Below are 23,538 nucleotides of genomic sequence, written 5' to 3' on the forward strand. Positions count from 1 at the left end.
TTCCCGCGCAGCCGGTCAGTGAAGGGAGTGGACCGCCGCCTATTCGGCAGCGATCCCCATCCTCATGCGCTCCATCTCTTCGAGCGCGCGGCGGTATTCGACCGGCATCACCTTGCGGAATTTCGGACGATACTCGGCCCAGTGGTCGAGGATCTCCTTGGCCCGCGGCGAGCCCGTATAGTGCAGGTGATTCGAGACCAGCTGATAGAGCCGTTCCTCGTCATGGCGCGTCATGTCGTCGGACACGTCGACCATGCCCTTGTGCATGAGGTCGCCACCGTGGTGGTGCAGCTTCTCCAGCATATCGTCCTCTTCCGGCACGGGCTCGAGCTCGACCATCGCCATGTTGCAGCGGCGGGCGAAATCCCCCTCCTCGTCCAGCACATAGGCGACACCGCCCGACATGCCGGCCGCGAAGTTGCGCCCCGTCTGGCCGATGACGACGACGACGCCGCCCGTCATGTATTCGCAGCCGTGGTCGCCCACGCCCTCGACGACGGCGACCGCACCGGAGTTGCGCACGGCGAAACGCTCGCCGGCCACGCCGTTGAAGTAGCACTCGCCTGAGATCGCACCGTAGAGCACGGTGTTGCCGACGATGATCGATTCATGCGGCACCGCGCGGTTGCCTTCCGGCGGGCGCACCACGATGCGGCCACCCGACAGGCCCTTGCCGACATAGTCGTTGCCCGCGCCCACCAGATCGAAGGTTACGCCGCGCGCCAGGAACGCGCCGAAGGACTGGCCGGCCGTGCCGTGCAGCTTCACGGAGATCGTGTCGTCCTTCAGACCCTTGAAGCCGTAGCGCTTGGCGACCTCGCCCGACAGCATCGCGCCGGCCGAACGGTCGACATTCTTGATATCGACTTCGAAGGCGACGGGCGTCTTGGCCTCAAGCGCAGGCTTGGCCTGCTCGATGAGCTTGCGGTCGAGCACGTCGTGGATCGGGTGGTTCTGCCGCTCGGTCCAGTAGGTCGCTTCCTTCGGCGCATCGACCTTGTGGAAGATGCGGCTGAAGTCGAGACCATTGGCCTTCCAGTGCGAGATCATCGTCTCCTTCTCGAGCAGTTCGGAGGCGCCGATGATCTCGTTCAGCGAGCGGACGCCGAGCGAAGCCAGGATTTCGCGCACCTCTTCGGCAACGAAGAAGAAGTAGTTGACGACGTGCTCGGGCGTGCCCTTAAAGCGCTTGCGCAGAACCGGGTCCTGCGTCGCAACGCCGACCGGACAGGTGTTGAGGTGGCACTTGCGCATCATGATGCAGCCGGCCGCGATCAGCGGCGCGGTGGCGAAGCCGAACTCGTCGGCACCGAGCAGCGCGCCGATAACGACATCGCGGCCGGTCTTCAGGCCACCGTCGACCTGAAGGGCGACGCGCGAACGCAGCTTGTTCAGGACGAGCGTCTGATGCGTCTCCGCAAGGCCGATTTCCCAGGGGGAACCAGCATGCTTCAGCGAGGTGAGCGGCGAGGCGCCCGTGCCGCCGTCGAAGCCGGCGATGGTGATATGGTCGGCGCGCGCCTTGGCGACGCCGGCGGCAACCGTGCCGACGCCGACTTCCGAGACGAGCTTGACCGAGATATCGGCTTCCGGGTTGACGTTCTTCAGATCGTAGATGAGCTGCGCCAAGTCTTCGATCGAATAGATGTCATGGTGCGGCGGCGGCGAGATGAGGCCGACACCCGGCGTGGAGTGACGGGTCTTGGCGACCGTCGCATCGACCTTGTGGCCCGGCAGCTGGCCGCCCTCGCCGGGCTTGGCACCCTGCGCGACCTTGATCTGCAGCATGTCCGCATTGACGAGGTATTCGGTGGTCACGCCGAACCGGCCCGACGCGACCTGCTTGATCGCTGAACGCTCGGGGTTCGAAGAGCCATCCGGCAGCGGCAGGTAACGGTCGGCTTCCTCGCCGCCCTCGCCGGTGTTCGACTTACCGCCGATCCGGTTCATGGCGACGGCCAGCGTCGTGTGCGCCTCGCGGGAAATCGAGCCGAAGGACATGGCCCCCGTCGAGAAGCGCTTGACGATATCGACCGCCGGCTCGACCTCGTCGATAGAGATCGGCTTGCGGCCGGCCGCTTCCGCGCCCTTGATAGAGAACAGGCCGCGGATCGTGTTCATGCGCAGCGACGAGGCATTCACCAGTTCGGCGAACTCCTTGTAGCGGTCGGCGGCATTGCCGCGAACGGCATGCTGCAGCGAGGCGATGACGTCAGGCGTCCAGGCATGCTCCTCGCCGCGCATACGATAGGCATATTCGCCGCCGATATCGAGCGTGTTGGCCAGCAGCGGGTCGCGGCCGAAGGCGGCCTTGTGGCGATTGAAGGTCTCCCGGGCGATCTGCTCGAGGCCGATGCCCTCGATGGTCGTCGCCGTGCCGAAGAAGAACTTGTCGACCAGCTCGGACGACAGGCCGATGGCGTCGAAGATCTGCGCGCCGCAATAGGACTGGTAGGTCGAGATGCCCATCTTGGACATGACCTTCAGGATGCCTTTCCCGATCGCCTTGATGTAGCGGTAGACGACTTCCTCCGCATCCACCTCCTTCGGGAACTCGCCGCGCTTGTGCATATCGGTGAGCGTGTCGAAGGCGAGGTAAGGGTTGATCGCTTCCGCACCATAACCGGCGAGCAGGCAGAAATGATGCACTTCCCGCGGCTCGCCGGTCTCGACGACAAGGCCCACCGAGGTGCGCAGCCCCTTTCGGATCAGGTGGTGGTGCACGGCGGCCGTTGCCAGCAGCGCCGGGATCGCCACGCGGTCCGGTCCGATCTGGCGGTCGGAGAGCACGATGATGTTGTAACCGCTGCCGACGGCCTGCTCGGCGCGCTCGCAGAGACGGTCGAGCATTTCCGGCATGCTTTCGGCACCGCGCGAGACGTCATAGGTGAAGTCGAGCGTCTTGGTGTCGAACAGGTCCTCGACATGGCCGATCGAGCGGATCTTCTCGAGGTCGCCGTTGGTCAAGATCGGCTGACGCACTTCCATGCGCTTGGCCTTGGCGGCACCGCCATGGTCAAGGATGTTCGGGCGCGGGCCGATGAAGGAGACGAGGCTCATGACCAGTTCCTCGCGGATCGGGTCGATGGGCGGGTTCGTCACCTGCGCGAAGTTCTGCTTGAAATAGGTATAGAGCAGCTTGGTCTTGTCGGACATGGCCGAGATCGGCGTATCCGTGCCCATGGAGCCGATCGCCTCCTGCCCCGTCGTCGCCATGGGCGACATCAGCAGCCGGGTGTCTTCCTGGGTATAACCGAACGCCTGCTGGCGGTCGCGCAGCGAAACGTCACGGCGCAGCGCCCGCGGCTCGACCGGGCCGAGATCTTCCAGGATGATCTGGGTGTTGTCCAGCCAGTCGCGATAGGGGTGCTTCTCGGCAAGCGCGGACTTCACCTCCTCGTCGGAGATGATGCGGCCCTCTTCCATGTCGATGAGCAGCATCTTGCCCGGCTGCAGGCGCCACTTCTTGATGATGCTCTCTTCCTTGACCGGCAGCGTGCCTGCTTCGGAGGCGAGGATGACGCGGTCGTCATCGGTGACGAGATAGCGGGCCGGACGCAGACCGTTGCGGTCGAGCGTCGCGCCGATCTGGCGACCGTCGGTGAAGGCGACGGCAGCCGGGCCATCCCACGGCTCCATCAGGGCGGCGTGGTATTCGTAAAACGCCTTCCGCTCGGGGCTCATCAGTTGGTTGCCGGCCCAGGCCTCGGGGATCAGCATCATGACCGCATGCGCCATGGAATAGCCGCCGCGCACCAAAAATTCGAGCGCGTTGTCAAAACAGGCCGTATCCGACTGGCCCTCGTAGGAGATCGGCCAGAGCTTTGTGATGTCTTCGCCGAACAGCGGCGAGGACACGGAGGCCTGGCGGGCTGCCATCCAGTTGACGTTGCCGCGCAACGTGTTGATCTCGCCATTATGGGCGACCATGCGGTACGGATGCGCGAGCTTCCACGACGGGAAGGTGTTGGTCGAGAAGCGCTGGTGCACGAGAGCGACGGCGGACTCGAAGCGCGGGTCTGCGAGGTCCTTATAATAGGCGCCGACCTGATAGGCGAGGAACATGCCCTTGTAGACAATAGTCGTCGAAGAGAGCGAGACGGGATAGAAGTTGCTCTCTTCGCCCTCGTATTCGTCATAGATGCGGTTGGAGATCACCTTGCGCAGCGTGAAGAGGCGGCGCTCGAACTCGCCGTTCGTCGCGGCCTCGCGGCCGGCGCCGACGAAGACCTGGACATGGCGCGGCTCGGTGGCGGCAATCTCCGGTGCCTTGGACAGCGAGGAATTATCAACCGGCACGTCGCGGAAACCGATGAGGACCTGCCCCTCTTCGGCAACGACATCTCCGATGACCTTCTTGAAATAATCAACGAGCTTCTCGTCCTGCGGCATGAAGATGTGGCCGACGGCATACTCGCCCGCCTTCGGCAGGGTGATGCCCTGCTTTGCCATCTCCTCGCGGAAGAAGCGGTCCGGAATTTGGACAAGAATGCCTGCACCGTCACCCATCAGCGGATCTGCGCCGACGGCGCCGCGATGCGTCAGGTTCTCGAGCATGAAAAGCCCGTCCTTGACGATCTGGTGCGACTTCTTGCCTTTCAGATGCGCCACGAAACCGACGCCGCAGGCATCGTGTTCGTTACGCGGATCGTAGAGTCCCTGTTTTTTTGGCAGACCCGGAGCGGAAGCGCGCGTTTTGGCGCCCGTCGCAGTCGTCTGCGCACGGGTCTGCCGCAAATCATATGCTTGGGTCTTCTCCATCGTCGTCGTCCCTTCTGTGGGGCCCGCATCCTGCGGACATTCGTTTTCGCCCGTGTGACAGCGACCTGCCTTCCGGCAAGCCCGTCACCGAGCGCATTCTTCCTGAGCCTGATCGAACGGATGGCCGACCAGATAACGATCATCGGACCATCCCGGCGTCGAACGGTGTGGAGCGCGCTGCTCCCTGTCCGGGCCATGTCCGGCGCATCCGCATCCCTGCAGGACGGCGCCGTTTCGGTCTTTTGACCGAAATAGGACAGTAGCCCTGTCCTATTTCACGAGTCCTATGCCAGAAACCTCCCGCCACCACAAGACCATCATGCCAAATAAACACCACCTCATGAAGAAAAATTACCCACTTTTTCGGAGCCTTGAAATTTAATTACGACTCCGCTCAAAAAAATTTCCGGAAGTTTCAATATTTGGGAAAGCGCGTTTTTCACACCGATACGCCGATTGATTGACGGTGTTTCTGCATTATGGTCGTCGAAAACCGTCAATTCGCATTGGAAACAGTATGTTTTTCGCTTCCGACAACTGGGCAGGCGCCCATCCCGACATCGCAAAGAGCCTCGTCGATGCCTCCGGCGGCTTCGCCTCCGCCTATGGCACGAGCGATCTCGACAAGCGTGTGGAAAAGACCTTCTCGGAGATTTTCGAGCGCGATGTCGCCGTCTTCTTTGTCGGAACGGGCACGGCGGCCAATTCGCTGGCGCTGGCGAGCTTCAACCGGCCGGGCGGGCAGGTCTTCTGCCACCGCGAAGCGCATGTGAATGTCGACGAATGCAATGCGCCGGAATTTTTCGCCGCCGGCAGCAAGCTGGTGCCGATCGACGGCCCGGCCGGCAAGATCGCGCCGGACGCCCTTGCCGCCGCCATCGGCCGCTTCCCGCCGAATTTCGTGCATGGCGGCCAGCCGATGGCCGTCACCATCACCCAGGCCACCGAAGCCGGCACCGCCTATACGCTGGATGAGATTGCAGCGATTTCCGATGTCGTGAAAAAAGCCGGCCTGCCGCTCCATATGGATGGCGCGCGCTTCGCCAACGCGCTTGCACATCTCGGCGCGACGCCGGCGGACATGACCTGGAAGCGCGGCGTCGACATCCTCTCCTTCGGCGGCACGAAGAACGGCTGCTGGTGCGCCGAGGCGCTGGTGCTGTTCGACACGTCCAAGGCGCAGCAGATGCATTTCCTGCGCAAGCGTTCCGCCCAGCTCTTCTCGAAGTCCCGCTTCATCGCGGCGCAATTCGACGCCTATTTCCGCGACGGCCTGTGGCTTGAGCTCGCCCGCCATTCCAACGGCATGGCCGCCCGTCTTGCCGCCGGCTTCGCCACGTCCGACACCGCCTGCCTCGCCTGGCCGACGGGCTCCAACGAGCTCTTCGTCATCATCCGCAACGACGCGATGAAGGCTTTGCAGGACAAGGGCGCCGTCTTCTACGACTGGCCGGCCGGGCCGGACGTCAAGGCGACGATGCGCGACGACGAAACGCTGATCCGCCTCGTCACGAGCTTTGCGACAACGGAAGCCGACGTCGACAGTTTCCTCTCGGCACTTTGACACGAAAAAAGGCGGTGCCCTGCGGCACCGCCCTCTTCACTCCCAATCGAAAGGCCGGAGCTTAGTTGCTCTGGGCTTCGATCTGCTTGGCTTCGCGGCTGACGGCGGCGATCTCGATACGGCGGGGCTTTGCGGCTTCCGGAATGTCGCGCAGGAGATCGATGTGGAGAAGGCCGTTCTTCAGCGAAGCGGCGCGGACTTCCACATGATCGGCGAGCTGGAAGCGGCGCTCGAAGGCGCGCTTGGCAATGCCGCGGTAGAGATACTGGCTTTCGTCAGCCGTTTCGTCCTTCTTCTCGCCCTTGACGGTCAGCGCATGTTCGCGCGCCTCGATCGACAATTCGCTTTCGTCGAAACCGGCTACCGCCATGGTGATGCGATAGGTGTTTTCGCCGGTGCGTTCGATATTGTAGGGCGGATAGCTCTGGGCCTGATCGGGCTGGCCGAGGCTGTCGAGCATAGTGAAGAGACGGTCGAAACCGACGGTGGAACGGTAAAGGGGGGAGAAATCGACGTGACGCATGGTGTCCTCCTTCAGAGCAACGGTTGCGATCTTCCAAAAAGCCGCCCCTGATTTCAAAAAGGGTGCGGCCGGTTCATCCGGCTCCGTCCCTTGAAGTGGCGACGGAAACCTCGACGGACCCTTTCGGCGCCCGTGACGATGAGATGGGAACGCGTTTTCGGGCGTTCAAGAGGCACAATGCAAATTGTATTGGATCTGGAACCGGGCACGAATCCCGGCATAGTGCTCCTGCGCTGGAGAGCCACGATATGACCGTTTTGCACACAAACCGGCTGACGCTTACCCCCTGCACGCCGGATGATTGCGCCGATTTCATCGCGCTCGAACGCGATCCTGATGTCATGCGTTTTCTCAACGGCGGCAACCCCGTCGATCGTGCGAATGCCGATCCCAACGCGACGTTCCTGATGCCCGACGGCACCGAGCCCTATGTCTGGACGGCGCGGCGCACAGCCAACGGCGCCTTCATCGGCTGGCTCTGCCTGTGGCCGGAGAGCACAGCGCTGGCCGAACTCGGATATCGCCTGCGCCGGGCGGACTGGGGCCAGGGGCTGGCAGCGGAAGGGGCACGAGCCCTGGTCGAATGGGGCTTCGAGGGCGGTGGCTATGACAGGATCGTGGCGACCACGATGGCGGTGAACCAAGCCTCGCGTCGCGTGATGGAAAAGCTCGGCATGCGCCACACGCGCACCGAACACATCGACTGGCCCGATCCCATCCCCGGCAGCGAGCAGGGCGAGGTCTGGTACGAGCTGGCCCGCGCGGATTGGCGCGGCACTTGACCTCTTATTCCCTCAAAAGATTTCGGCAGATGAACGCCGGATGAACGGCCGCTTCGGACAGCGTTCAGCTTCGCGCTGCTAGAACCGCAGCATCGGAAGCGAAAACTTCTGACGACCGGGGTGTAACGTCCCTTCCTCCCCGGTTAAATTGCGGCCGGACTGCATGTGCGCCACCCCCGTTGCCACATGCATCCGGCTTTTTTCTTTGACGGCGCCGGAGCGAGCGCCTATCCATCTTCCATAACACCATCTTTCATCGACGCTTGCCGAGACCTGTCTGCCAGATGGATCCCATCCTCCACGCCACAGCCGACAATCCGGTTCCTGAAAACCACTTCGCCGGGTTTATGGAAGGCCGCGGCGGCGTGAAGATCCGCTATGCCGTGTTCCGCTCTAAACAGCGCGAAGCCAAGGGCACGGTCGTGCTGCTGGGCGGCCGCAGCGAATGCATTGAAAAATATTTCGAGACGATCAACGACCTGACGGCGCGCGGCCTGTGGGTCGCCACGTTCGACTGGCGCGGCCAGGGCGGTTCGGACCGGTTGCTCTCTCCGAGCCCCGCCGGCCATGTCGCCCGCTTTTCCGACTACGAGGCCGATCTCGCGCTCTTCCTCGAAAAGATTGTGCTGCCGGATGCCCGCCTGCCCTTCTACATCGTCGCCCATTCAACGGGCGCCCTCGTTGCCCTCTCGCAGGCGCCGGAGCTGGAAAACCGCATCGAGCGCATGGTGCTTGCCGCCCCCTTCATCGCGCTCGGCGGCCAGTCGATGAGCCAGCGCAAGATCACCGTCATCGCCCGCCTCGCCTCGCTGTTCGGCCTTGGCCGGCGCACCTTCCGCAAGGGCGCCCCATCGCTCGATTTCGCAAACAATGTCGTCACGTCGGATGCGCGGCGCTTCGCCCGCAACACGGCGATCTTCACCGAACATCCGGAACTCTCGATCGGCTGGCCGAGCGCGCGCTGGCTTAACGAGACGCTGAAGGCCATGGCGCGCGTGACGCATCAGGATCACCTGACGCGCATCCGCATCCCGACCCTCATTCTCTGCCCCACCGCCGACAAGCTGGTGCCGCGCGAAACGATCGGCAACCTCGCCCGCATTTTCCGCGCCGCCCGCCTCATCGAGATCGACGGCGCAAAACATGAATTGTTCCAGGAATCCGACCGGTTCCGCGCCCAGGCTCTGGCTGCGATCGACGCCTTCATTCCCGGCAGCGACGCCGAGGAAACCAACCTCGGCGCCTGATCACATCAAGGATTCAGGATGGCCATGGCCTGATCGTAGACCGCGCGGCTGCCGGCCGCGATGATCTCGCCGCCATTTTCCGCCGGCCCGCCATCCCAGGTCGTGATGATGCCGCCTGCCTGCTCGATGACGGGTATGAGGCCACCGACATCGTAGGGCTTCAGCCCGCATTCGACGACCAGATCGATATGTCCCGCCGCCAGAAGCGCATAGGCGTAGCAATCGACGCCGTAGCGGAACAGCCGCACCTTGTCCTGTACGGCCTCGAATCGAGTCCTGCCGCTATCCTTGAACAGATGCGGCGACGTCGTGAACAGGATCGCATCCGACAGACTGTTGCAGGCGCGCGTCGAGAGAACCTTCTTGCCGTCGGGCCCGGCATAATGCGAGGCCTTGCCATCGGCGAAATAACGCTCGCCGGTGAAGGGCTGGTCGATCAGACCCATCACCGCTTCACCGTTGCGATAGAGGCCGATCAGCGTGCCCCAGACCGGTACGCCGGAAATGAAGGCGCGTGTGCCGTCGATCGGATCGATGACCCAGACATATTCGCGATCGAGGCCGACCGAACCATGCTCTTCACCGAGAATGCCGTGATCGGGGAAATGCTGTTCGACGAGCGCGCGAATCGCCGTCTCGGCGTTGCGGTCGCCCTCCGTCACGGGGTCGAAACCAGCTGCCTCCTTGTTGACGACATCGGCGCCGACGCGAAAGCGCGGCAGGGTTTCCTTCTTGGCCGCCTCGGCAAGAAGGTCGAAAAAGGCACGATCAGGCAACATGGAGGCTCTCTCGAAGGGATTTTTCACGCCTCTCAATACGGCATCGATGGGCAAAACGGAACCGGATTGACGCAAAAACGGCCTGATGGCGGACGCAATAATCTTGCTTACCGATTTGCAAACTTATCCCGCAGTTGCGCTTGACTCTTGTGCGGCGCAACATTATCTTTTCCTTACAGTCTTCACCGACTGTAAATACCCTCCTTGGGTGTTTCCTCCCTAGACTTGAACCGCGCCGCAAGCGCGGTTTTTTTTGAAAGGGAAGCAAGCCTATTCGGCGGCAAGCGCCCGGTCTGCGGCATATTCCTCGACATGCTCGGAAAAGTCCTGCAGGAAGGCGGAGATCGCCGTCTGCAGCACAGCAAAGTCCGGCCGCTTGGCGAGCGTCGTCTCATCGACGTAAAGCGCGCGGTTCACCTCGATCTGCAGGGCGTGCAGCCCTTTGGCGGGCCGACCGTAATGCTCGGTGATGAAGCCGCCGGCATAGGGCTTGTTGCGCACGACGGTAAAGCCCATGTCCTCCAGCAGTCGCATGGCCGTGCGCGACAGGTCGCCCGAGGCGCTGGTGCCGTAGCGGTCGCCGATAATGAAATCCGGCCGAAGCCCCGAGCCCGCCACACGGATATTGCCCGGCATGGAATGGCAATCGATCAGCACCGAAAAACCGAAGGCGAGATGCGTGCGCACGACGAGGCGGCGCAGGCAGTCGTGATAGGGCTTGTAGACCGTCTCTACCCGCTCCAGCGCCTCTTCGACGGGAAAACGATGACGGTAAATCTCCATATTCTCCGCCACGACCCGCGGTACGGTGCCGAGACCGCCGGCGACGCGGATGGAATTGATATTGGCATAAGAGGGCAGCGCGCCGTCGAACATGCGCGGGTCGAGCTCGTAGGGCTCGCGGTTGACGTCGAGCCAGGCGCGCGGGAAATGCGCGATCAGCATCGGTGCGCCCAGCGCCGGCGCGACAGAAAACAGCTCGTCGACATAATGATCTTCCGAACGGCGAATACCGAGCGCATCCAGCCGCGACTGCGCGAGGAAGCCCTGTGGATAACGGCGGCCGCTGTGGGGCGAGTTGAAGACGAGGGGCACGCTCTGCGAAACCGGCTCCAGCACTTCGAAATGGCTGTTTTCGCTTTGGGCCCCCGCCATTATCGTCCTTTACCATGCCGTGAAATCATTGCGTCGCCCATGTTGCCAGCGGCATGCCCGCCTGTCCATACTGAGAACATTGGGCATAGGCCTTGCCCTGCCACATTCACCGGATATTTACCGGAATACGTTTGTGTATCAGAACCGCCCGTCCGCGGGCCGACAACCTTCAGCAATGGTTCCCGAACTCCATGACACCCAAGATTCTCCTCGCCGAAGACGACAACGACATGCGCCGGTTCCTGGTGAAGGCGCTCGAAAAGGCAGGCTACCAGGTGCTGTCCTACGACAACGGCGCCAGCGCCTATGACCGGCTGCGCGAGGAACCCTTCTCGCTTCTGCTCACCGACATCGTGATGCCGGAAATGGACGGCATTGAGCTGGCGCGCCGTGCCACCGAGCTTGATCCCGATCTCAAGGTGATGTTCATCACCGGCTTCGCCGCGGTCGCGCTGAACCCGGATTCCAAGGCTCCGAAGGACGCCAAGGTCCTGTCGAAACCCTTCCATCTGCGTGACCTCGTCGACGAAGTCAACAAGATGCTGGCCGCCTAAGCCACGGAAAAGACCACAAAAACGGCGTATAAAAAAAGCTACAAAAAGCCTATTGACGCCGCCGGATGTTTTGTGGTCTATGCCCCTCATCGGATGGGCGTGTAGCTCAGCGGGAGAGCACTACGTTGACATCGTAGGGGTCACAGGTTCAATCCCTGTCACGCCCACCATTCGAATTAAAGGCCTCGTCGGGAAACCGTCGAGGTCTTTCGCATTTGCAGAAAAGCAAAGGAACTTCCTTCTGTTTTTATTCGGTGATGTCATGACTGGCAAAGACCGATCACTGGCGCTCAACATTTTAGAATAGGATCGCAGGCGAGGCCTCGCTTCGACATAACGATGCTTTCTTCCCGGGTTCCGGCGTCGTCGAGCGTCCCAGCGGGGGGCATTCTTGAATCGAATACGTGCGCATGCATATTGATAGAAGCCGCCCCCAAAAAGGCAGCGGCGCCGTAACTTCGCCACTTGGGGCACGGAAAGCCTGATTTTCAGGCGGATTTTCACTTCTCACGACACTCGGTTGGGCGTCTCGCACGACAGCGGGGCAGATGCGGGAAATACACATATGCCGCGCAGGAAACAGTTGACGGCGGCTCATCTTGTGCGTTGAAATAAGAAAAAAGAAGAGCCGTTTCCTAGAGAAATCTGGCGTCAACCTCCTGAAAATGCGTCGATATTTAAGCTTTGCTCAGAAAATAGCGGCACGTCCCGGCTGCGGGATTACCCCTGAAACACGTAAAGTGTTTATCGCCTGACTCTGCTTGCAGCGCACAATCGCCGTGCAAAGGATGCCCCGCCCGTTGGAGGACGGGACAGGTAGGGTCAACGTGATAGGAGGAGTATCCATGAGCGACGCATCCAGCATACACCCGGTGGACGAGAAACTGCCCGTTGGCAGGCTCGCGACGCTGGGCATCCAACATGTCCTCGTCATGTATGGGGGCGCTGTCGCCGTGCCGCTGATTGTCGGCCGGGCTCTGCAGCTCAGCCCGCAGGACGTGGCCTTCCTCATTTCGGCCGACCTTTTCGTCTGCGGCCTCGTCACCATCATCCAGTCGCTCGGCGTCGGCCGCCATGTCGGCATCCGCCTGCCGGTCATGATGGGCGTCACCTTTGCGTCCGTCGGCCCCATGGTATCCATGGCCACGCTCAATCCCGGCCCGGACGGAGCCCGCATGATCTTTGGCGCCATCATCGGCGCCGGCTTCATCGCCTTGCTGCTGGCTCCCCTCATGGGACGCCTTCTGCGGTTCTTCCCGCCCGTCGTGACGGGCACGATCATCCTCGTCATCGGCGTGTCGCTGATGCGCGTCGGCATCAACTGGACCTTCGGCAATCCCTTCGGCCCGACGGCGCCCAAGCTGATCGACCCGGCGCATGCCGCCTGGCTGACGCAGATGAAGGAACTCGCCAAGACAGGCGGTCCGGCCGTTCCAGATGGGCTTGCCATCGCGCCGAGCATTTCCAACCCTGTTTATGCCGAGCCGAGCCATATCGCACTTTCGGCCCTTGTGCTGATCTCGATCCTGCTCATCGCCCGCTTTGGCAAGGGCCTGATCAGCAACATCGCGGTGCTTGCCGGCGTCGTCATCGGCTGCATCGCGGCCACGATTTTCGGGCTGATGCATTTTGACCGCGTCGGTGACGCCGGCTGGTTCGCCGTTGTCACGCCGCTGCGCTTCGGCATGCCGATCTTCGAACCCGTGCTGATCGCCACCATGGCGCTCGTCATGATCGTCGTGATGATCGAATCGACCGGCATGTTCCTGGCACTCGGCGAAATCACCGACAGGCCGATTGGCCAGCAGCAGCTGACCTCGGGCCTGCGCGTCGACGGCATCGGTACGATGATCGGCGGCCTGTTCAACACCTTCCCCTATACGAGCTTCTCGCAGAATGTCGGTCTCGTCGGCGTCACCGGCGTGAAGAGCCGCTATGTCTGCGTGGCGGCCGGCGTGATCATGATCATCCTCGGCCTCATCCCGAAGATGGGCGCCCTCGTGGAGGCAGTTCCGACCTTCGTGCTCGGCGGCGCGGGCCTGGTGATGTTCGGCATGGTCGCGGCAACGGGTGTGCGCATCCTCGCCAATGTCGACTTTAAGTCCTCGCGCAACAACCTCTTCGTGGTTGCCGTCTCCGTGGGCTTCGGTCTCATCCCGCTTCTGGCACCGAACTACCTGATGTGGATGCCGCATGCGATCCACCCGATCATCGAATCGGGCATCGTGCTTGCCTCCATCGTCGCCGTCATCCTCAACGCCTTCTTCAACGGCATCGGATTCAGCCAGTCCTCCGCAGTGGAAGCAGCCCGCATGGCCGACTCGCACTAAGCGTCGTCCGCACTCCATCGAAACCCGGCTTGCGATCGCAAGCCGGGTTTTCGTGCAAAAGGGTTACAAGGGCATTTTCCTCTCCCCGCTTCCAATGCATAGCAAAGCACGGCGTTTGATCGACGGCCGGAACGGCAGCTCGGGAGTTTTCATGGCAGGCATGCTGAGTGGGCGAGAGGCGCTTGTGCTGGCGGTCACCCTGTGGACAGCACTGTCCATCAACGACATTCTGATGCTGCCGGGCGGCCTGCCGCTCATCGCTCCGGGCTGGCTGAGCAGCATCCTGCTCGCCCTCGTTCTGGCAAGGATACTCCAGCACCTTCAAAACCAGCCGAAAGGACTGGCCATCGGATTGGGCATCCTCGCCGTCGTCCTTGCCGGCATTAGCCAGGCCATGCTCGACATCGCCATCATCATGCTGGCCGGCCCGCATGTCCTGCCCGGCGGCAACAGCGTTCCCGGTTTTGCGATTGCCAACACTTGGGAGAAAGCCCTCCTGCAGTTCCGGTTCAGCATGATCTGGAACGTCATCGTCTTCGGGTTCTATGTGGCGGCACTTTCGCTGCTCAATGCGCAACGCCGCAGGCTGGACGCGGAAATGCGAGCGCTGCGCTATGAGCTCAATCCGCATTTTCTATTCAATACGCTGAATTCCATCGCCGGTCTCATCGAGGAGGGATCGGCAGGGCGGGCGGACCGCATGGTGCTGTCCTTGTCGCGTTTCCTGCAAACGACTCTGTCGATTAACCCGCTGCACGACGTGCCGCTGGCTCAGGAGATCGCGCTGCAACGTGACTATCTCGAAATCGAGCGCGAACGCTTCGGGGAGCGCATGGCTTTCGATATCCGCCTGCCGATGGAGCTTGAGGCCGCGCTGGTACCGAACCTCATTCTTCAGCCCTTGATCGAAAATGCCGTCAAACACGGCGTCGGGCCATCAACGAGACGCGTCACCATCGTGCTGGAAGCACGTCGGGAGACGGACCATGTGGTGTTAAGCGTCGAAAACGACCTCCCGGTGGAACAGGGAGGGCGCAGGGCGGCCGGCATGGGCATCGGCCTCAGGAATATCACCGACCGGCTGCAAGCTCGTTTCGGGAAACGGTGGCGGTTCACGTCCGGTCCGGTGAACGGCGGCCGCTACCGGGCCGCCATCAGCCTGCCGCTCCGCAAGGTCTAGAAGCGTTCAGGTCTTTCGGTGCCGCCGATCAGTTCAGCGGGATGGAAACCGCGCCGCCAGATGCTGCCGGGCGGGCATAGGTCGTGTTGTCGGCGGCCGTGGTGCTGCAGCCGGCAAGCGCCAGGACGGCGAGTGCGACAATGATGATACCGGAAGTGGCGCGCATGAATCTCTCCTTGGATAGTGCCCATAAGAGATAGGGGCCGCAGGTGATTCCGTCCACCGCAATAGTGGGTGAAAAGTCTGGCGTGCTCGGAACCGGTCCCCGACTGGACTTCGGCCTCACCTGCCCTATCTGAAAATACGGCGCGCCTGAAATCGTTCAGGCCTCTGCCCCTCGCACCACCTGCACAGCAGGCCTGCACCTTCAGCCTCCATCCAATCATCGTGAACCCTATCAACGGGAGGACCTTCCATGACTGATGCCCAATGCGCCTGCGGCGCGCTCAGGCTGACATTCAGCGAGCCGCCGCAATTGACGGCACTCTGCCATTGCCTGGCATGCCAGCGGCGAACAGGCGCGCCGTTTAGCGCCAATGCCTTCTATGCAAGTGATTGCGTTGAAGTTTCAGGGCGGAGCACGGAATTCATCCGCGTTGCCGAAAGCGGACGCAGCGTCCGGATGCATTTCTGCCCGACCTGCGGCTCGACCGTCTTCTGGAAAGCCGAAGCGGCACCGTCCTGGATCGGCGTGGCCGTCGGCGCCTTCGCCGATCCGGCTTTTGCACCGCCCAGCCTCTCGGTCTTCGAGCAATCGAAACACAGCTGGGTCACGTTCGATGAGACGATGGAGCACCTGCAGGGACTGCCGGGCGGCTGACACGGAATGCGGAGGCGGGAGATTATCCTAGATCGTGCACGGCGGTTTCGACGGCCAGCGCGCGGCCCTCTACCATCGGCGCGTTGTCCGATGCTTTCGCCCGCCTCCATCACGGAATGCCGGTGCGGCAGGAGATGCGTCAGGTTTCGTCCGCCTTGCCCATCAGCGCCGACAGGTCGCGCGCGGCGAGGTCGAGAATATTGCGCGAGCAGGATTCGGCCCGCGCACCGTCGCGAAGCCGCAGCGCATCCACGAGCTCGCGGTGCACATCCAGCGCCTCGTCACGCTTCGCCGACGCCCGGTTGGAGGCGTGCAGCGCATAGGAAAGCGCGGCATGGATGATGGAGGAGAGCTGGTGAAAGACCTTGTTGTGGCTTGCCCGGAGCAGGGTCTCGTGAAAACGGGCATCCGCCGCGGTGAAGGTTTCGAGATCACCCTCCGCCTCGCCCATCTCGTCGCAGGCCCGTTCGAGATCGGCGATGTCCTGCGCGGTGGCGCGCGCGGCGGCGAGGAAGGCGGCGGCCGGCTCGACCGTGCGGCGCGCTTCCAGAATGGAACCCAAAAGCTCCGCCGAGAGCACATCCGGCCCCATCCATTCGAGGATTTGCGCGTCGAGCACGTTCCAGTCCGCATGGTCGCAAATCAGCGTGCCAACCCTGGGGCGGCCGCGCACAAGACCCTTGGTCTCCAGAACCTTCAAGGATCGCGGATGACGGTGCGGCTGACGCCATAGGTCTCGCAAAGGTCGCTTTCGCGCGGCAGCACCGTTCCCGGCGGAAAACGCCCGCCGCAAATGTCCCTGCCGATCGCCGCCGTCACATTATGGCGTACACGGGGACGGCGCGACAGCGGCCGCTGGGCCTGTCTCCTTGCTTTCTCCGCCAAGCGACCTCCGAATTCGCATTTCAAATTATCGTACAATTACGCGATAATCATAGAATATGCCGATGGGGGAGACCACGGCCCCGTTTGACGCCGATGAAAATTCCGGTCTTTGACTTTTGCCGGCAAAGTGCATAATGCGCCGACCCATTAGGAGAAACACTATGCTCGCCGACGTGCCCGCCGTGCTCGTGCTCAACCCGAAAGACAATGTCGGCGTGGTGCCCGCCAATGTCGATGCCGGCCGGACGCTGGTGAACGGCGTGGCCGCTGTCGAACGCATCCCGCGCGGCCACAAGGTCGCGATTGCGGCGATTGCCGAAAACGCGCCGGTGCTCAAATACGGCCAGATCATCGGCTATGCGACGAAGGCGATCCGCCCCGGCGAGCATGTGCACCTGCAGAACCTCGCCATTCTCGACGTGGCACTCAAACATGAATTCTGCGTTGACAATGCCTCGCCCGTCATGGTGCCGCAGGCCGAACGGCGCACCTTCGACGGCTACGACCGCGGCAATGGCCGCATCGGCACACGCAACTATATCGGCATCCTCTCGACGGTAAACTGTTCCGCCACGGTCTCGCGTTATGTGGCGGAGCATTATGCCCGCAAATTCCGCGAGACCGGTCATGAGAACATCGACGGCGTGGTGGCGCTCACCTACGGCGGCGGCTGCGCGCTGAACCTGAAATCCGAGGGCGGCCGCATCCTGACGCGCACTTTCAAAGGCTATGCCCGAAATCCCAATTTCGGCGGCATCCTGATGATCGGGTTGGGCTGCGAGACCTTCCAATACGGCCCACTGATCGAGGAGGCCGGGCTGGAGGAGGGAAAAACCTTCCGCAAGATGATGATCCAGGAACAGGGCGGCACGCGCAAAACGATCGAGGCGGCCTGCGCCATGATCGACGACATGCTGCCGGATGTCGGCCGCATCCGCCGCACGCCGCAGCCGCTCTCCGGCATCAAGCTGGCGCTGGAATGCGGCGGCTCGGACGGCTATTCCGGCATTTCCGCCAACCCGGCACTCGGCATCGCCTCCGACCTTCTCGTGCAGGAGGGGGCAACCACCGTGCTATCCGAAACGCCGGAAATTTATGGCGCGGAACATCTCCTCACCCGCCGCGCCGCCCGACCCGAGGTCGCCGAAAAACTGCTTGCCCGCATTGAATGGTGGCGAGAGTACACGGCGAAGAACGACGCCGAGCTCAACAACAACCCCTCCTTCGGCAACAAGGCCGGTGGCCTGACCACCATCCTCGAAAAATCGCTCGGTGCGGTGGCCAAGGGCGGCTCCATGCCGCTCAACGCCGTCTATGAATATGCCGAGGAGGTTACGGAGCCGGGTTTCGTCTTCATGGACACCCCCGGTTACGACCCGGCTGCGGTGACCGGCCAGATCGCCGGCGGCTGCAACCTCGTCGCCTTCACCACCGGCCGTGGCTCGGTCTCCGGCTACAAGCCGGCGCCCTGCATCAAGATCGCGACCAACACGCCGATGTACGAGCACATCAAGGAGGACATGGACATCAATTGCGGCACGATCGTCGACGGCACCGAGACCATCGAACAGGCCGGCCGCCGCATCTTCGACTTCGTCATCGAGACCGCCTCCGGCCGCAAGACGGCCAGCGAAGCTTTCGACTACGGCGACAACGAATTCGTGCCCTGGCAGGTCGGCGCGATTACCTGATTATTGCGTGTGCATGACGATGTTGACTAGCGTGCCGGCGGGATCGCGCACGAAAAACCGCCGCACGCCCCAGGGCTCGTCCGCCGGTCCATATTCGACGGCATAGTTGCCGGCAAGTACCGCCTGATAGGCCGCCTCGATATCGTCGACCTCCACCGAAAGGCCCGGCACCGGCGTGCCGGATCCTCCTTCCGAGGCGAAACTCACCTGCAATGGCATGGTACCATTGCTGCCATAGGTGGCGATCCAGCCGTGGTCCATCAGCAAATCCAGCCCGAGCACTTCCGCATAGAACCGGGCGACCGTGCCCGGATCCGCCGTCTCGATATTGGCGACGATGCGTTTGACCTTCATGGGGAACTCCTCAGCGCGCGACCGGGATCGCATAGGCGGGAATGGCGGGGCGATGCGCCTCGCGCAGTTCCGCGACACGGCTGATCACCTTGGGCAGCGAGACGACGATGTGATGGCGCAAAGTCTCCGCCGCCCGCGCGATATCCTCGACGTCGAGCGCGCGGAACACGGCGAGATGCTCGGCGATGAAGGGTTCTGCGGCGGGCATGCGGTGCGAGACGCCGATGATGTGCTTGCTGACATTCAGCATGAAACGCGCACGGCGTAGCGCAATCAGCAGCTCCCGGTTCGGGCAATAGCCGAGGCAGGTGATGTGCAGGTCGGTTTCGAGATCGTCCATCGCCTGGACCGACAGGTCGGGATAGGCGGCAAGCGCTTCCTCCAGCCGGTCGCTCATCATGCGCCGCTCGGCGGGAGGAATGAAAGGTGCGGCCTGCATCAGCGCCACGGGTTCCAGCGCGACGCGGATATCGTGCAGATCGCGCATGCGGCTTTCGTCGAGCGGCACCAGCGTCCAGCGCATGCGCTCATCCTTCTCCACGATACCGAGCGCTTCGAGCCGCGTCAGCGCATCGCGCGCCACCTGTCTTCCAACGCCGCGGGCGCGCGCCAGCTCCACCTCGTTGATGCGATGCCGGCCGAAGACGGAGAGATGCACCATCTCCCGCTCCAGGCTCTCATAGATCGCTTCCCAGCCCGGCGCCTTACGCAGCCCCGGCGCTTCCTCGCTCAGCCCAAGCATGTCAGGCGTCAGTGCCACGCGCTTCGGCCCGCTGCGGCCCTGCCCGACCAGAAAACCTCGTCCGTCGAAACGCCTGATCATGCCGCCCTCCTCCAGCAGGGCGAGCGCCTGGCGCACCGGCGTGCGGGTGGAGGCAAAGAGGGTCGCGACGGGGCCTTCCAGCAGCAGCGCGCCCTTGGGCAGGCGGCCGGCGGAAATCGCCTGCGCCAGCACGTCACGAATGCGCAGATAGAGCGGGCTCTTGTCGAGCCCCGCCTCCGCACTCTCAGCGCCCGCTTCCGCCAAATCCTGTCCCGTGCCGTTCATGGCGCGGACCATGGCATGAATGCACCATGCCGACAACGGTCGCGACACCGGCGGCCGCCGGCAAGGAAATTGCGTCGCACCGTCAAAAAATCGTCATTCCTTTCGTGACGTGCGGGGCGTTTTGCGCTAGGGAAACCCTCGTAAGGCTCGCAATCCGGCTTGAAGACGCCCATATGCCAGCCACATCCACCTCGAGGAATTGACCATGCCCGCATATCGCTCCCGAACCACCACCCACGGCCGCAACATGGCCGGTGCTCGCGGCCTCTGGCGCGCGACCGGCATGAAGGATTCGGATTTCGGCAAGCCGATTATCGCGGTGGTGAACTCCTTTACCCAGTTCGTGCCCGGCCACGTGCACCTGAAGGACCTCGGCCAGCTCGTCGCCCGCGAAATCGAAAAGGCCGGCGGTGTCGCCAAGGAATTCAACACGATCGCCGTCGACGACGGCATCGCCATGGGCCATGACGGCATGCTCTATTCGCTGCCTTCGCGCGAAATCATCGCCGACTCGGTCGAGTACATGGTCAACGCGCATTGCGCCGACGCCATGGTCTGCATCTCGAACTGCGACAAGATCACGCCCGGCATGCTGAACGCCGCCATGCGCCTCAACATCCCCGCCGTCTTCGTTTCCGGCGGCCCGATGGAGGCCGGCAAAGTCGTGCTGCACGGCAAGACCCACGCGCTCGACCTCGTCGATGCCATGGTCGCCGCCGCCGACGACAAGGTCTCCGATGAGGACGTCAAGGTCATCGAGCGCTCCGCCTGCCCGACCTGCGGCTCCTGCTCCGGCATGTTCACGGCCAACTCGATGAACTGTCTGACCGAGGCCCTGGGCCTGTCGCTGCCCGGCAACGGCTCGACACTCGCCACCCATGCGGACCGTAAGCGCCTCTTCGTCGAGGCCGGCCACCTGATCGTCGATCTCGCGCGCCGCTACTACGAACAGGAAGACGAGAGCATCCTGCCGCGCAACGTCGCCAACAAGCGCGCCTTCGAAAACGCCATGTCGCTCGACGTCGCCATGGGCGGCTCGACCAACACCGTTCTGCACATTCTTGCCGCGGCCTATGAAGGGGGCATCGATTTCGACCTTGATGACATCGACCAGCTGTCGCGCCGCGTTCCCTGCCTTTCCAAGGTCGCGCCCGCCAAGGCCGACGTGCACATGGAAGACGTGCATCGCGCCGGCGGCATCATGCGCATCCTCGGCGAACTCGATCGCGGCGGCCTCATCCACCGCGACACGCCGACCGTGCATTCCGAAACGCTCGGCCACGCCATCGACCGTTGGGACATCACCCGCACGACGAGCGAGACGGTGCGCACCTTCTTCCGCGCCGCGCCCGGCGGCATCCCGACCCAGGTCGCCTTCAGCCAGGAAGCCCGCTGGGACGAACTGGACACTGACGGCGAAAAGGGCGTCATCCGCTCCGTCGAGCATCCGTTCTCGAAGGATGGCGGCCTTGCCGTTCTCTCGGGCAACATCGCGCTCGACGGCTGCATCGTGAAGACGGCCGGCGTCGATGAATCGATCCTGAAGTTCACCGGCCCCGCCGTCGTCTTCGAAAGCCAGGATGCGGCCGTGAAGGGCATTCTCGGCAACGAAGTTAAGGCCGGCGACGTCGTCGTCATCCGCTACGAAGGCCCGAAGGGCGGCCCCGGCATGCAGGAAATGCTCTATCCGACGAGCTACCTGAAGTCGAAAGGCCTCGGAAAGGCCTGCGCGCTCGTCACCGACGGTCGCTTCTCCGGCGGCACCTCGGGCCTGTCGATCGGCCATGCCTCGCCGGAAGCGGCACAGGGCGGCACGATCGGCCTCGTACGCGATGGCGACATCATCGAGATCGACATCCCCAACCGCACGATCAACCTCGCGGTTCCGGAAGCCGAACTCGCCGCCCGCCGCGCCGAGCAGGACAAGCTCGGCTGGAAGCCGGCCGCGCCGCGCAAGCGCAACGTCACGACGGCGCTGAAGGCCTATGCCGCCTTCGCCGCGAGCGCCGACAAGGGTGCCGTGCGCATCCTGCCGGAATAAGCTTTTGCCGGGCGCGGACATCTCTTCCGCGCCCGGTTTACTTTTCAGAGGTGCTTCGTCACCTCAGGCGTGTTCCACCAGGCATTGTTTCGCCCGTCGAAATACTGGATCGGCAGCTCCGCCAGTTCGCTCTGCTCGATGTTGTCGAGGCAGGCGACATTGATCGAAACATATTCCCCACCGATCTCTTCGACATAGCCGTGGCCGAAGGCCGCGATGCCGCAATTCTTGCAGAAGCGGTGATGGCCGCTCATCGTACCGAACTGGTAGTCGCCGAGATCCGCCTCGTCGCATTGCAGGCGAAAGGCATCCGGCTTGATCTGAGCGCCCCAGTAGCGCTTCTTCGAGCAGATCGAGCAATTGCAGCGGCCCGTGCCGGCCGAAAGATCGATATCCGCCTCGTAGCGGATTTTTCCGCAGTGGCAGCTTCCCTTGTAGGTCTTCAGCATCGCTGGCTCCTCGCTTGCGTCGTCAGGCGTTAAATGACAATATGTTGTCAAACTCACCATCGCAAAACGACAACATGCTGTCAATATGAATCCGGATCGTACTCCCGCAGGCGACGCTTTCGCCACCTTCGCCATTTCCGTCCTGCGCCTTGCCGGCCATCTGCAGACTGCCGGTGATGCGTTGGCCAAACCCGCCGGCCAGACGAGCGCCCGCTGGCAAGTTCTGGCCGCCGCCGATCACGCACCGATGACCGTCGCCGATGCCGGGCGCGCGCTGGGTATGAGCCGGCAGGGCGTACAGCGCGTCGCCGACCTGCTCGAAAAGGACGGCCTTATCACTTACGCCGACAATCCCGCACACCAGCGCGCCAAGCTGATGGCACTAACCGAGAGCGGCAAGGCAGCACTCGAAACAATTCAGGCGCGGCAAGCCGTCTGGGCCAATGCGCTGGGCGAAATACTCGGCAAAAAAGAAATCGCATCGGCAACACAAATCGTCACCGCCGCGTTACAGGCCATCGAGAAACAGTCCCTACCGGAAGGATGAGACCCGCTTGCACTTTGACATGCGCTAAAAATGTTGATACCAACGCATTTGTCGAAAGCCCGAGAAAGAGGAGTTCCGAGCATGAGACCGAACCACGAGGTCGTATCCCGGGAGGAATGGCTGACAGCCCGCAAGGCGCTGTTGGCCATGGAGAAGGAGGAAACGAAACTGCGCGACAAGGTGCGTGCCGAACGCCTCACCCTCCCCTGGGTCAAGGTCGACAAGACCTATACTTTCGAGACCCCCGACGGCCGCAAGACGCTGACCGAGCTGTTCGACGGCCGCAGTCAGCTCATCGTCTACCACTTCATGTTTGGTCCGGAATGGGAGGCCGGGTGCCCCGGGTGCTCCTTCATGGCCGACCACATCGACGGCATGCTGCCGCATCTTAACAACCACGACGTCACTCTGATCGCCATCTCGCGCGCACCATTGGAAAAGCTTGCCGCCTACAAAAAGCGTATGGCCTGGAAATTCCCCTGGGTGTCGTCCTTCGGCAGCGATTTCAATTTCGACTACCACGTCTCCTTCACCAAGGAGGAGCTGGCAAGCGGCAAGGTGCTGTACAATTACCGCGAAACGCCGTCCGCCGATGCGCATGACGAACTGCCCGGCCTCAGCGCCTTCGCCAGGGACGAAGACGGCACGGTCTACCACACGTATTCCGACTACGCCCGCGGTGGTGAGGAAGCCTTGGGAACCCTGATGATCCTGGACCGGGCGCCGAAGGGCCGCAACGAGACTGGCACGCTGAGCTTCGTCAAGCGCAAGGACGAGTATGCGCAAGCCCCCAAGGCGCATTCCTGCTGCGACTGAACAAGACACAAA

At 62.7% G+C, this 23,538-nt stretch carries 19 protein-coding genes, 1 tRNA gene and 1 pseudogene; 12 read left to right on the forward strand and 9 right to left on the reverse strand.

The features are described from left to right. Nucleotides 1-39: 39 nt before the first annotated feature. Nucleotides 40-4,761, reverse strand: coding sequence for a glutamate synthase large subunit (gene gltB, locus D0Y60_RS13960; protein WP_117370564.1), 4,722 nt, complete (start codon nt 4,759-4,761; stop codon nt 40-42). Nucleotides 4,762-5,278: 517 nt separating this feature from the next. Here gltB and D0Y60_RS13965 point away from each other — a divergent pair. Then, on the forward strand, nt 5,279-6,325 hold the full coding sequence (locus D0Y60_RS13965; protein ID WP_117370565.1) for a low specificity L-threonine aldolase: 1,047 nt from the start codon (nt 5,279-5,281) through the stop codon (nt 6,323-6,325). Nucleotides 6,326-6,386: 61 nt separating this feature from the next. Here the strand turns inward: D0Y60_RS13965 and D0Y60_RS13970 are convergent, their stop codons facing one another. Further along, on the reverse strand, nt 6,387-6,848 hold the full coding sequence (locus D0Y60_RS13970) for an Hsp20 family protein (protein ID WP_117370566.1): 462 nt from the start codon (nt 6,846-6,848) through the stop codon (nt 6,387-6,389). Nucleotides 6,849-7,096: 248 nt separating this feature from the next. On the opposite strand from D0Y60_RS13970, the gene D0Y60_RS13975 reads away from it, so the two are divergent. After that, nucleotides 7,097-7,630 carry a GNAT family N-acetyltransferase gene (locus D0Y60_RS13975; protein ID WP_117370567.1) on the forward strand — a complete coding sequence of 178 codons (534 nt, stop codon included), beginning with the start codon at nt 7,097-7,099 and terminating at the stop codon, nt 7,628-7,630. Nucleotides 7,631-7,914: 284 nt separating this feature from the next. Next, complete coding sequence (locus D0Y60_RS13980; RefSeq protein ID WP_117370568.1) at nt 7,915-8,877, forward strand: alpha/beta hydrolase; 963 nt, start codon at nt 7,915-7,917, stop codon at nt 8,875-8,877. 5 nt (nt 8,878-8,882) lie between these two features. Here the strand turns inward: D0Y60_RS13980 and hisN are convergent, their stop codons facing one another. Both hisN and D0Y60_RS13990 read right to left on the reverse strand, forming a co-directional pair. Beyond that, nucleotides 8,883-9,656 (reverse strand): histidinol-phosphatase, encoded by a 774-nt coding sequence (gene hisN, locus D0Y60_RS13985; RefSeq protein ID WP_117370569.1) that lies wholly within the window; start codon nt 9,654-9,656, stop codon nt 8,883-8,885. Nucleotides 9,657-9,926: 270 nt separating this feature from the next. Continuing rightward, nucleotides 9,927-10,811 (reverse strand): N-formylglutamate amidohydrolase, encoded by an 885-nt coding sequence (locus tag D0Y60_RS13990; RefSeq protein ID WP_117370570.1) that lies wholly within the window; start codon nt 10,809-10,811, stop codon nt 9,927-9,929. Between the two features lie 191 nt (nt 10,812-11,002). Between D0Y60_RS13990 and cpdR1 the strand changes: the two genes are divergently transcribed. The 4 genes from cpdR1 to D0Y60_RS14010 all read left to right on the forward strand — a co-directional run bounded on the left by cpdR1 (nt 11,003) and on the right by D0Y60_RS14010 (nt 14,875). After that, the gene (cpdR1, locus tag D0Y60_RS13995; protein ID WP_069061148.1) at nt 11,003-11,365 is read left to right on the forward strand and encodes a response regulator CpdR1; all 363 of its coding nucleotides are present in this window, start codon (nt 11,003-11,005) and stop codon (nt 11,363-11,365) included. A gap of 95 nt (nt 11,366-11,460) precedes the next feature. Continuing rightward, nucleotides 11,461-11,535, forward strand: a tRNA-Val gene (locus D0Y60_RS14000). A gap of 675 nt (nt 11,536-12,210) precedes the next feature. Next, nucleotides 12,211-13,695, forward strand: coding sequence for a nucleobase:cation symporter-2 family protein (locus D0Y60_RS14005; RefSeq protein WP_117370571.1), 1,485 nt, complete (start codon nt 12,211-12,213; stop codon nt 13,693-13,695). Nucleotides 13,696-13,846: 151 nt separating this feature from the next. Next, nucleotides 13,847-14,875, forward strand: a complete 1,029-nt coding sequence (locus tag D0Y60_RS14010; protein WP_117370744.1) for a histidine kinase — start codon at nt 13,847-13,849, stop codon at nt 14,873-14,875. Between the two features lie 28 nt (nt 14,876-14,903). On the opposite strand, the gene D0Y60_RS24760 is transcribed toward D0Y60_RS14010, so the two are convergent. Continuing rightward, nucleotides 14,904-15,041 (reverse strand): hypothetical protein, encoded by a 138-nt coding sequence (locus D0Y60_RS24760; protein WP_158565489.1) that lies wholly within the window; start codon nt 15,039-15,041, stop codon nt 14,904-14,906. A 249-nt stretch (nt 15,042-15,290) separates the two neighbouring features. Here D0Y60_RS24760 and D0Y60_RS14015 point away from each other — a divergent pair, with 249 nt between their 5' ends. After that, nucleotides 15,291-15,695 (forward strand): GFA family protein, encoded by a 405-nt coding sequence (locus D0Y60_RS14015; RefSeq protein WP_117370572.1) that lies wholly within the window; start codon nt 15,291-15,293, stop codon nt 15,693-15,695. A 139-nt stretch (nt 15,696-15,834) separates the two neighbouring features. Here the strand turns inward: D0Y60_RS14015 and D0Y60_RS14020 are convergent. Continuing rightward, nucleotides 15,835-16,580, reverse strand: a pseudogene (locus tag D0Y60_RS14020) (FadR/GntR family transcriptional regulator). Nucleotides 16,581-16,741: 161 nt separating this feature from the next. Here D0Y60_RS14020 and D0Y60_RS14025 point away from each other — a divergent pair. After that, nucleotides 16,742-18,271: an altronate dehydratase family protein gene (locus D0Y60_RS14025; protein ID WP_117370573.1), complete on the forward strand. Its 1,530-nt coding sequence runs from the start codon at nt 16,742-16,744 to the stop codon at nt 18,269-18,271. Here D0Y60_RS14025 and D0Y60_RS14030 read toward each other — a convergent pair whose 3' ends face one another. Together D0Y60_RS14030 and D0Y60_RS14035 are read right to left on the reverse strand one after the other, a co-directional pair. Beyond that, nucleotides 18,272-18,625, reverse strand: coding sequence for a VOC family protein (locus D0Y60_RS14030; RefSeq protein ID WP_117370574.1), 354 nt, complete (start codon nt 18,623-18,625; stop codon nt 18,272-18,274). A gap of 10 nt (nt 18,626-18,635) precedes the next feature. Next, a complete protein-coding gene (locus tag D0Y60_RS14035; RefSeq protein ID WP_158565491.1) occupies nt 18,636-19,673 on the reverse strand; it encodes a GntR family transcriptional regulator in 1,038 nt (345 codons plus the stop codon). A gap of 205 nt (nt 19,674-19,878) precedes the next feature. Here D0Y60_RS14035 and ilvD point away from each other — a divergent pair, with 205 nt between their 5' ends. Next, on the forward strand, nt 19,879-21,714 hold the full coding sequence (ilvD, locus tag D0Y60_RS14040; RefSeq protein WP_117370576.1) for a dihydroxy-acid dehydratase: 1,836 nt from the start codon (nt 19,879-19,881) through the stop codon (nt 21,712-21,714). A gap of 44 nt (nt 21,715-21,758) precedes the next feature. Here ilvD and D0Y60_RS14045 read toward each other — a convergent pair whose 3' ends face one another. Continuing rightward, nucleotides 21,759-22,163: a GFA family protein gene (locus tag D0Y60_RS14045; protein WP_117370577.1), complete on the reverse strand. Its 405-nt coding sequence runs from the start codon at nt 22,161-22,163 to the stop codon at nt 21,759-21,761. An 85-nt stretch (nt 22,164-22,248) separates the two neighbouring features. Between D0Y60_RS14045 and D0Y60_RS14050 the strand changes: the two genes are divergently transcribed. Both D0Y60_RS14050 and D0Y60_RS14055 read left to right on the forward strand, forming a co-directional pair. Beyond that, nucleotides 22,249-22,710 (forward strand): MarR family transcriptional regulator, encoded by a 462-nt coding sequence (locus D0Y60_RS14050; RefSeq protein ID WP_117370578.1) that lies wholly within the window; start codon nt 22,249-22,251, stop codon nt 22,708-22,710. A gap of 81 nt (nt 22,711-22,791) precedes the next feature. After that, a complete protein-coding gene (locus D0Y60_RS14055; protein ID WP_117370579.1) occupies nt 22,792-23,526 on the forward strand; it encodes a thioredoxin family protein in 735 nt (244 codons plus the stop codon). Nucleotides 23,527-23,538: the final 12 nt, after the last annotated feature.

The sequence above is a fragment of the Shinella sp. WSJ-2 genome, assembly GCF_003432075.1.
Classification (GTDB): domain Bacteria; phylum Pseudomonadota; class Alphaproteobacteria; order Rhizobiales; family Rhizobiaceae; genus Shinella.

Bases quoted from the DNA above. Each gene is read 5' to 3' on its own strand.
- cpdR1 (WP_069061148.1), top strand. From the start codon at position 11,003: ATGACACCCAAGATTCTCCTCGCCGAAGACGACAACGACATGCGCCGG.
- D0Y60_RS14050 (WP_117370578.1), top strand. From the start codon at position 22,249: ATGAATCCGGATCGTACTCCCGCAGGCGACGCTTTCGCCACCTTCGCC.
- ilvD (WP_117370576.1), top strand. From the start codon at position 19,879: ATGCCCGCATATCGCTCCCGAACCACCACCCACGGCCGCAACATGGCC.
- D0Y60_RS13980 (WP_117370568.1), top strand. From the start codon at position 7,915: ATGGATCCCATCCTCCACGCCACAGCCGACAATCCGGTTCCTGAAAAC.
- D0Y60_RS24760 (WP_158565489.1), bottom strand. From the start codon at position 15,041: ATGCGCGCCACTTCCGGTATCATCATTGTCGCACTCGCCGTCCTGGCG.
- hisN (WP_117370569.1), bottom strand. From the start codon at position 9,656: ATGTTGCCTGATCGTGCCTTTTTCGACCTTCTTGCCGAGGCGGCCAAG.
- gltB (WP_117370564.1), bottom strand. From the start codon at position 4,761: ATGGAGAAGACCCAAGCATATGATTTGCGGCAGACCCGTGCGCAGACG.
- D0Y60_RS14015 (WP_117370572.1), top strand. From the start codon at position 15,291: ATGACTGATGCCCAATGCGCCTGCGGCGCGCTCAGGCTGACATTCAGC.
- D0Y60_RS14045 (WP_117370577.1), bottom strand. From the start codon at position 22,163: ATGCTGAAGACCTACAAGGGAAGCTGCCACTGCGGAAAAATCCGCTAC.
- D0Y60_RS14025 (WP_117370573.1), top strand. From the start codon at position 16,742: ATGCTCGCCGACGTGCCCGCCGTGCTCGTGCTCAACCCGAAAGACAAT.
- D0Y60_RS13965 (WP_117370565.1), top strand. From the start codon at position 5,279: ATGTTTTTCGCTTCCGACAACTGGGCAGGCGCCCATCCCGACATCGCA.
- D0Y60_RS14005 (WP_117370571.1), top strand. From the start codon at position 12,211: ATGAGCGACGCATCCAGCATACACCCGGTGGACGAGAAACTGCCCGTT.
- D0Y60_RS14035 (WP_158565491.1), bottom strand. From the start codon at position 19,673: ATGAACGGCACGGGACAGGATTTGGCGGAAGCGGGCGCTGAGAGTGCG.
- D0Y60_RS14010 (WP_117370744.1), top strand. From the start codon at position 13,847: ATGGCAGGCATGCTGAGTGGGCGAGAGGCGCTTGTGCTGGCGGTCACC.
- D0Y60_RS14030 (WP_117370574.1), bottom strand. From the start codon at position 18,625: ATGAAGGTCAAACGCATCGTCGCCAATATCGAGACGGCGGATCCGGGC.
- D0Y60_RS14055 (WP_117370579.1), top strand. From the start codon at position 22,792: ATGAGACCGAACCACGAGGTCGTATCCCGGGAGGAATGGCTGACAGCC.
- D0Y60_RS13970 (WP_117370566.1), bottom strand. From the start codon at position 6,848: ATGCGTCACGTCGATTTCTCCCCCCTTTACCGTTCCACCGTCGGTTTC.
- D0Y60_RS13975 (WP_117370567.1), top strand. From the start codon at position 7,097: ATGACCGTTTTGCACACAAACCGGCTGACGCTTACCCCCTGCACGCCG.
- D0Y60_RS13990 (WP_117370570.1), bottom strand. From the start codon at position 10,811: ATGGCGGGGGCCCAAAGCGAAAACAGCCATTTCGAAGTGCTGGAGCCG.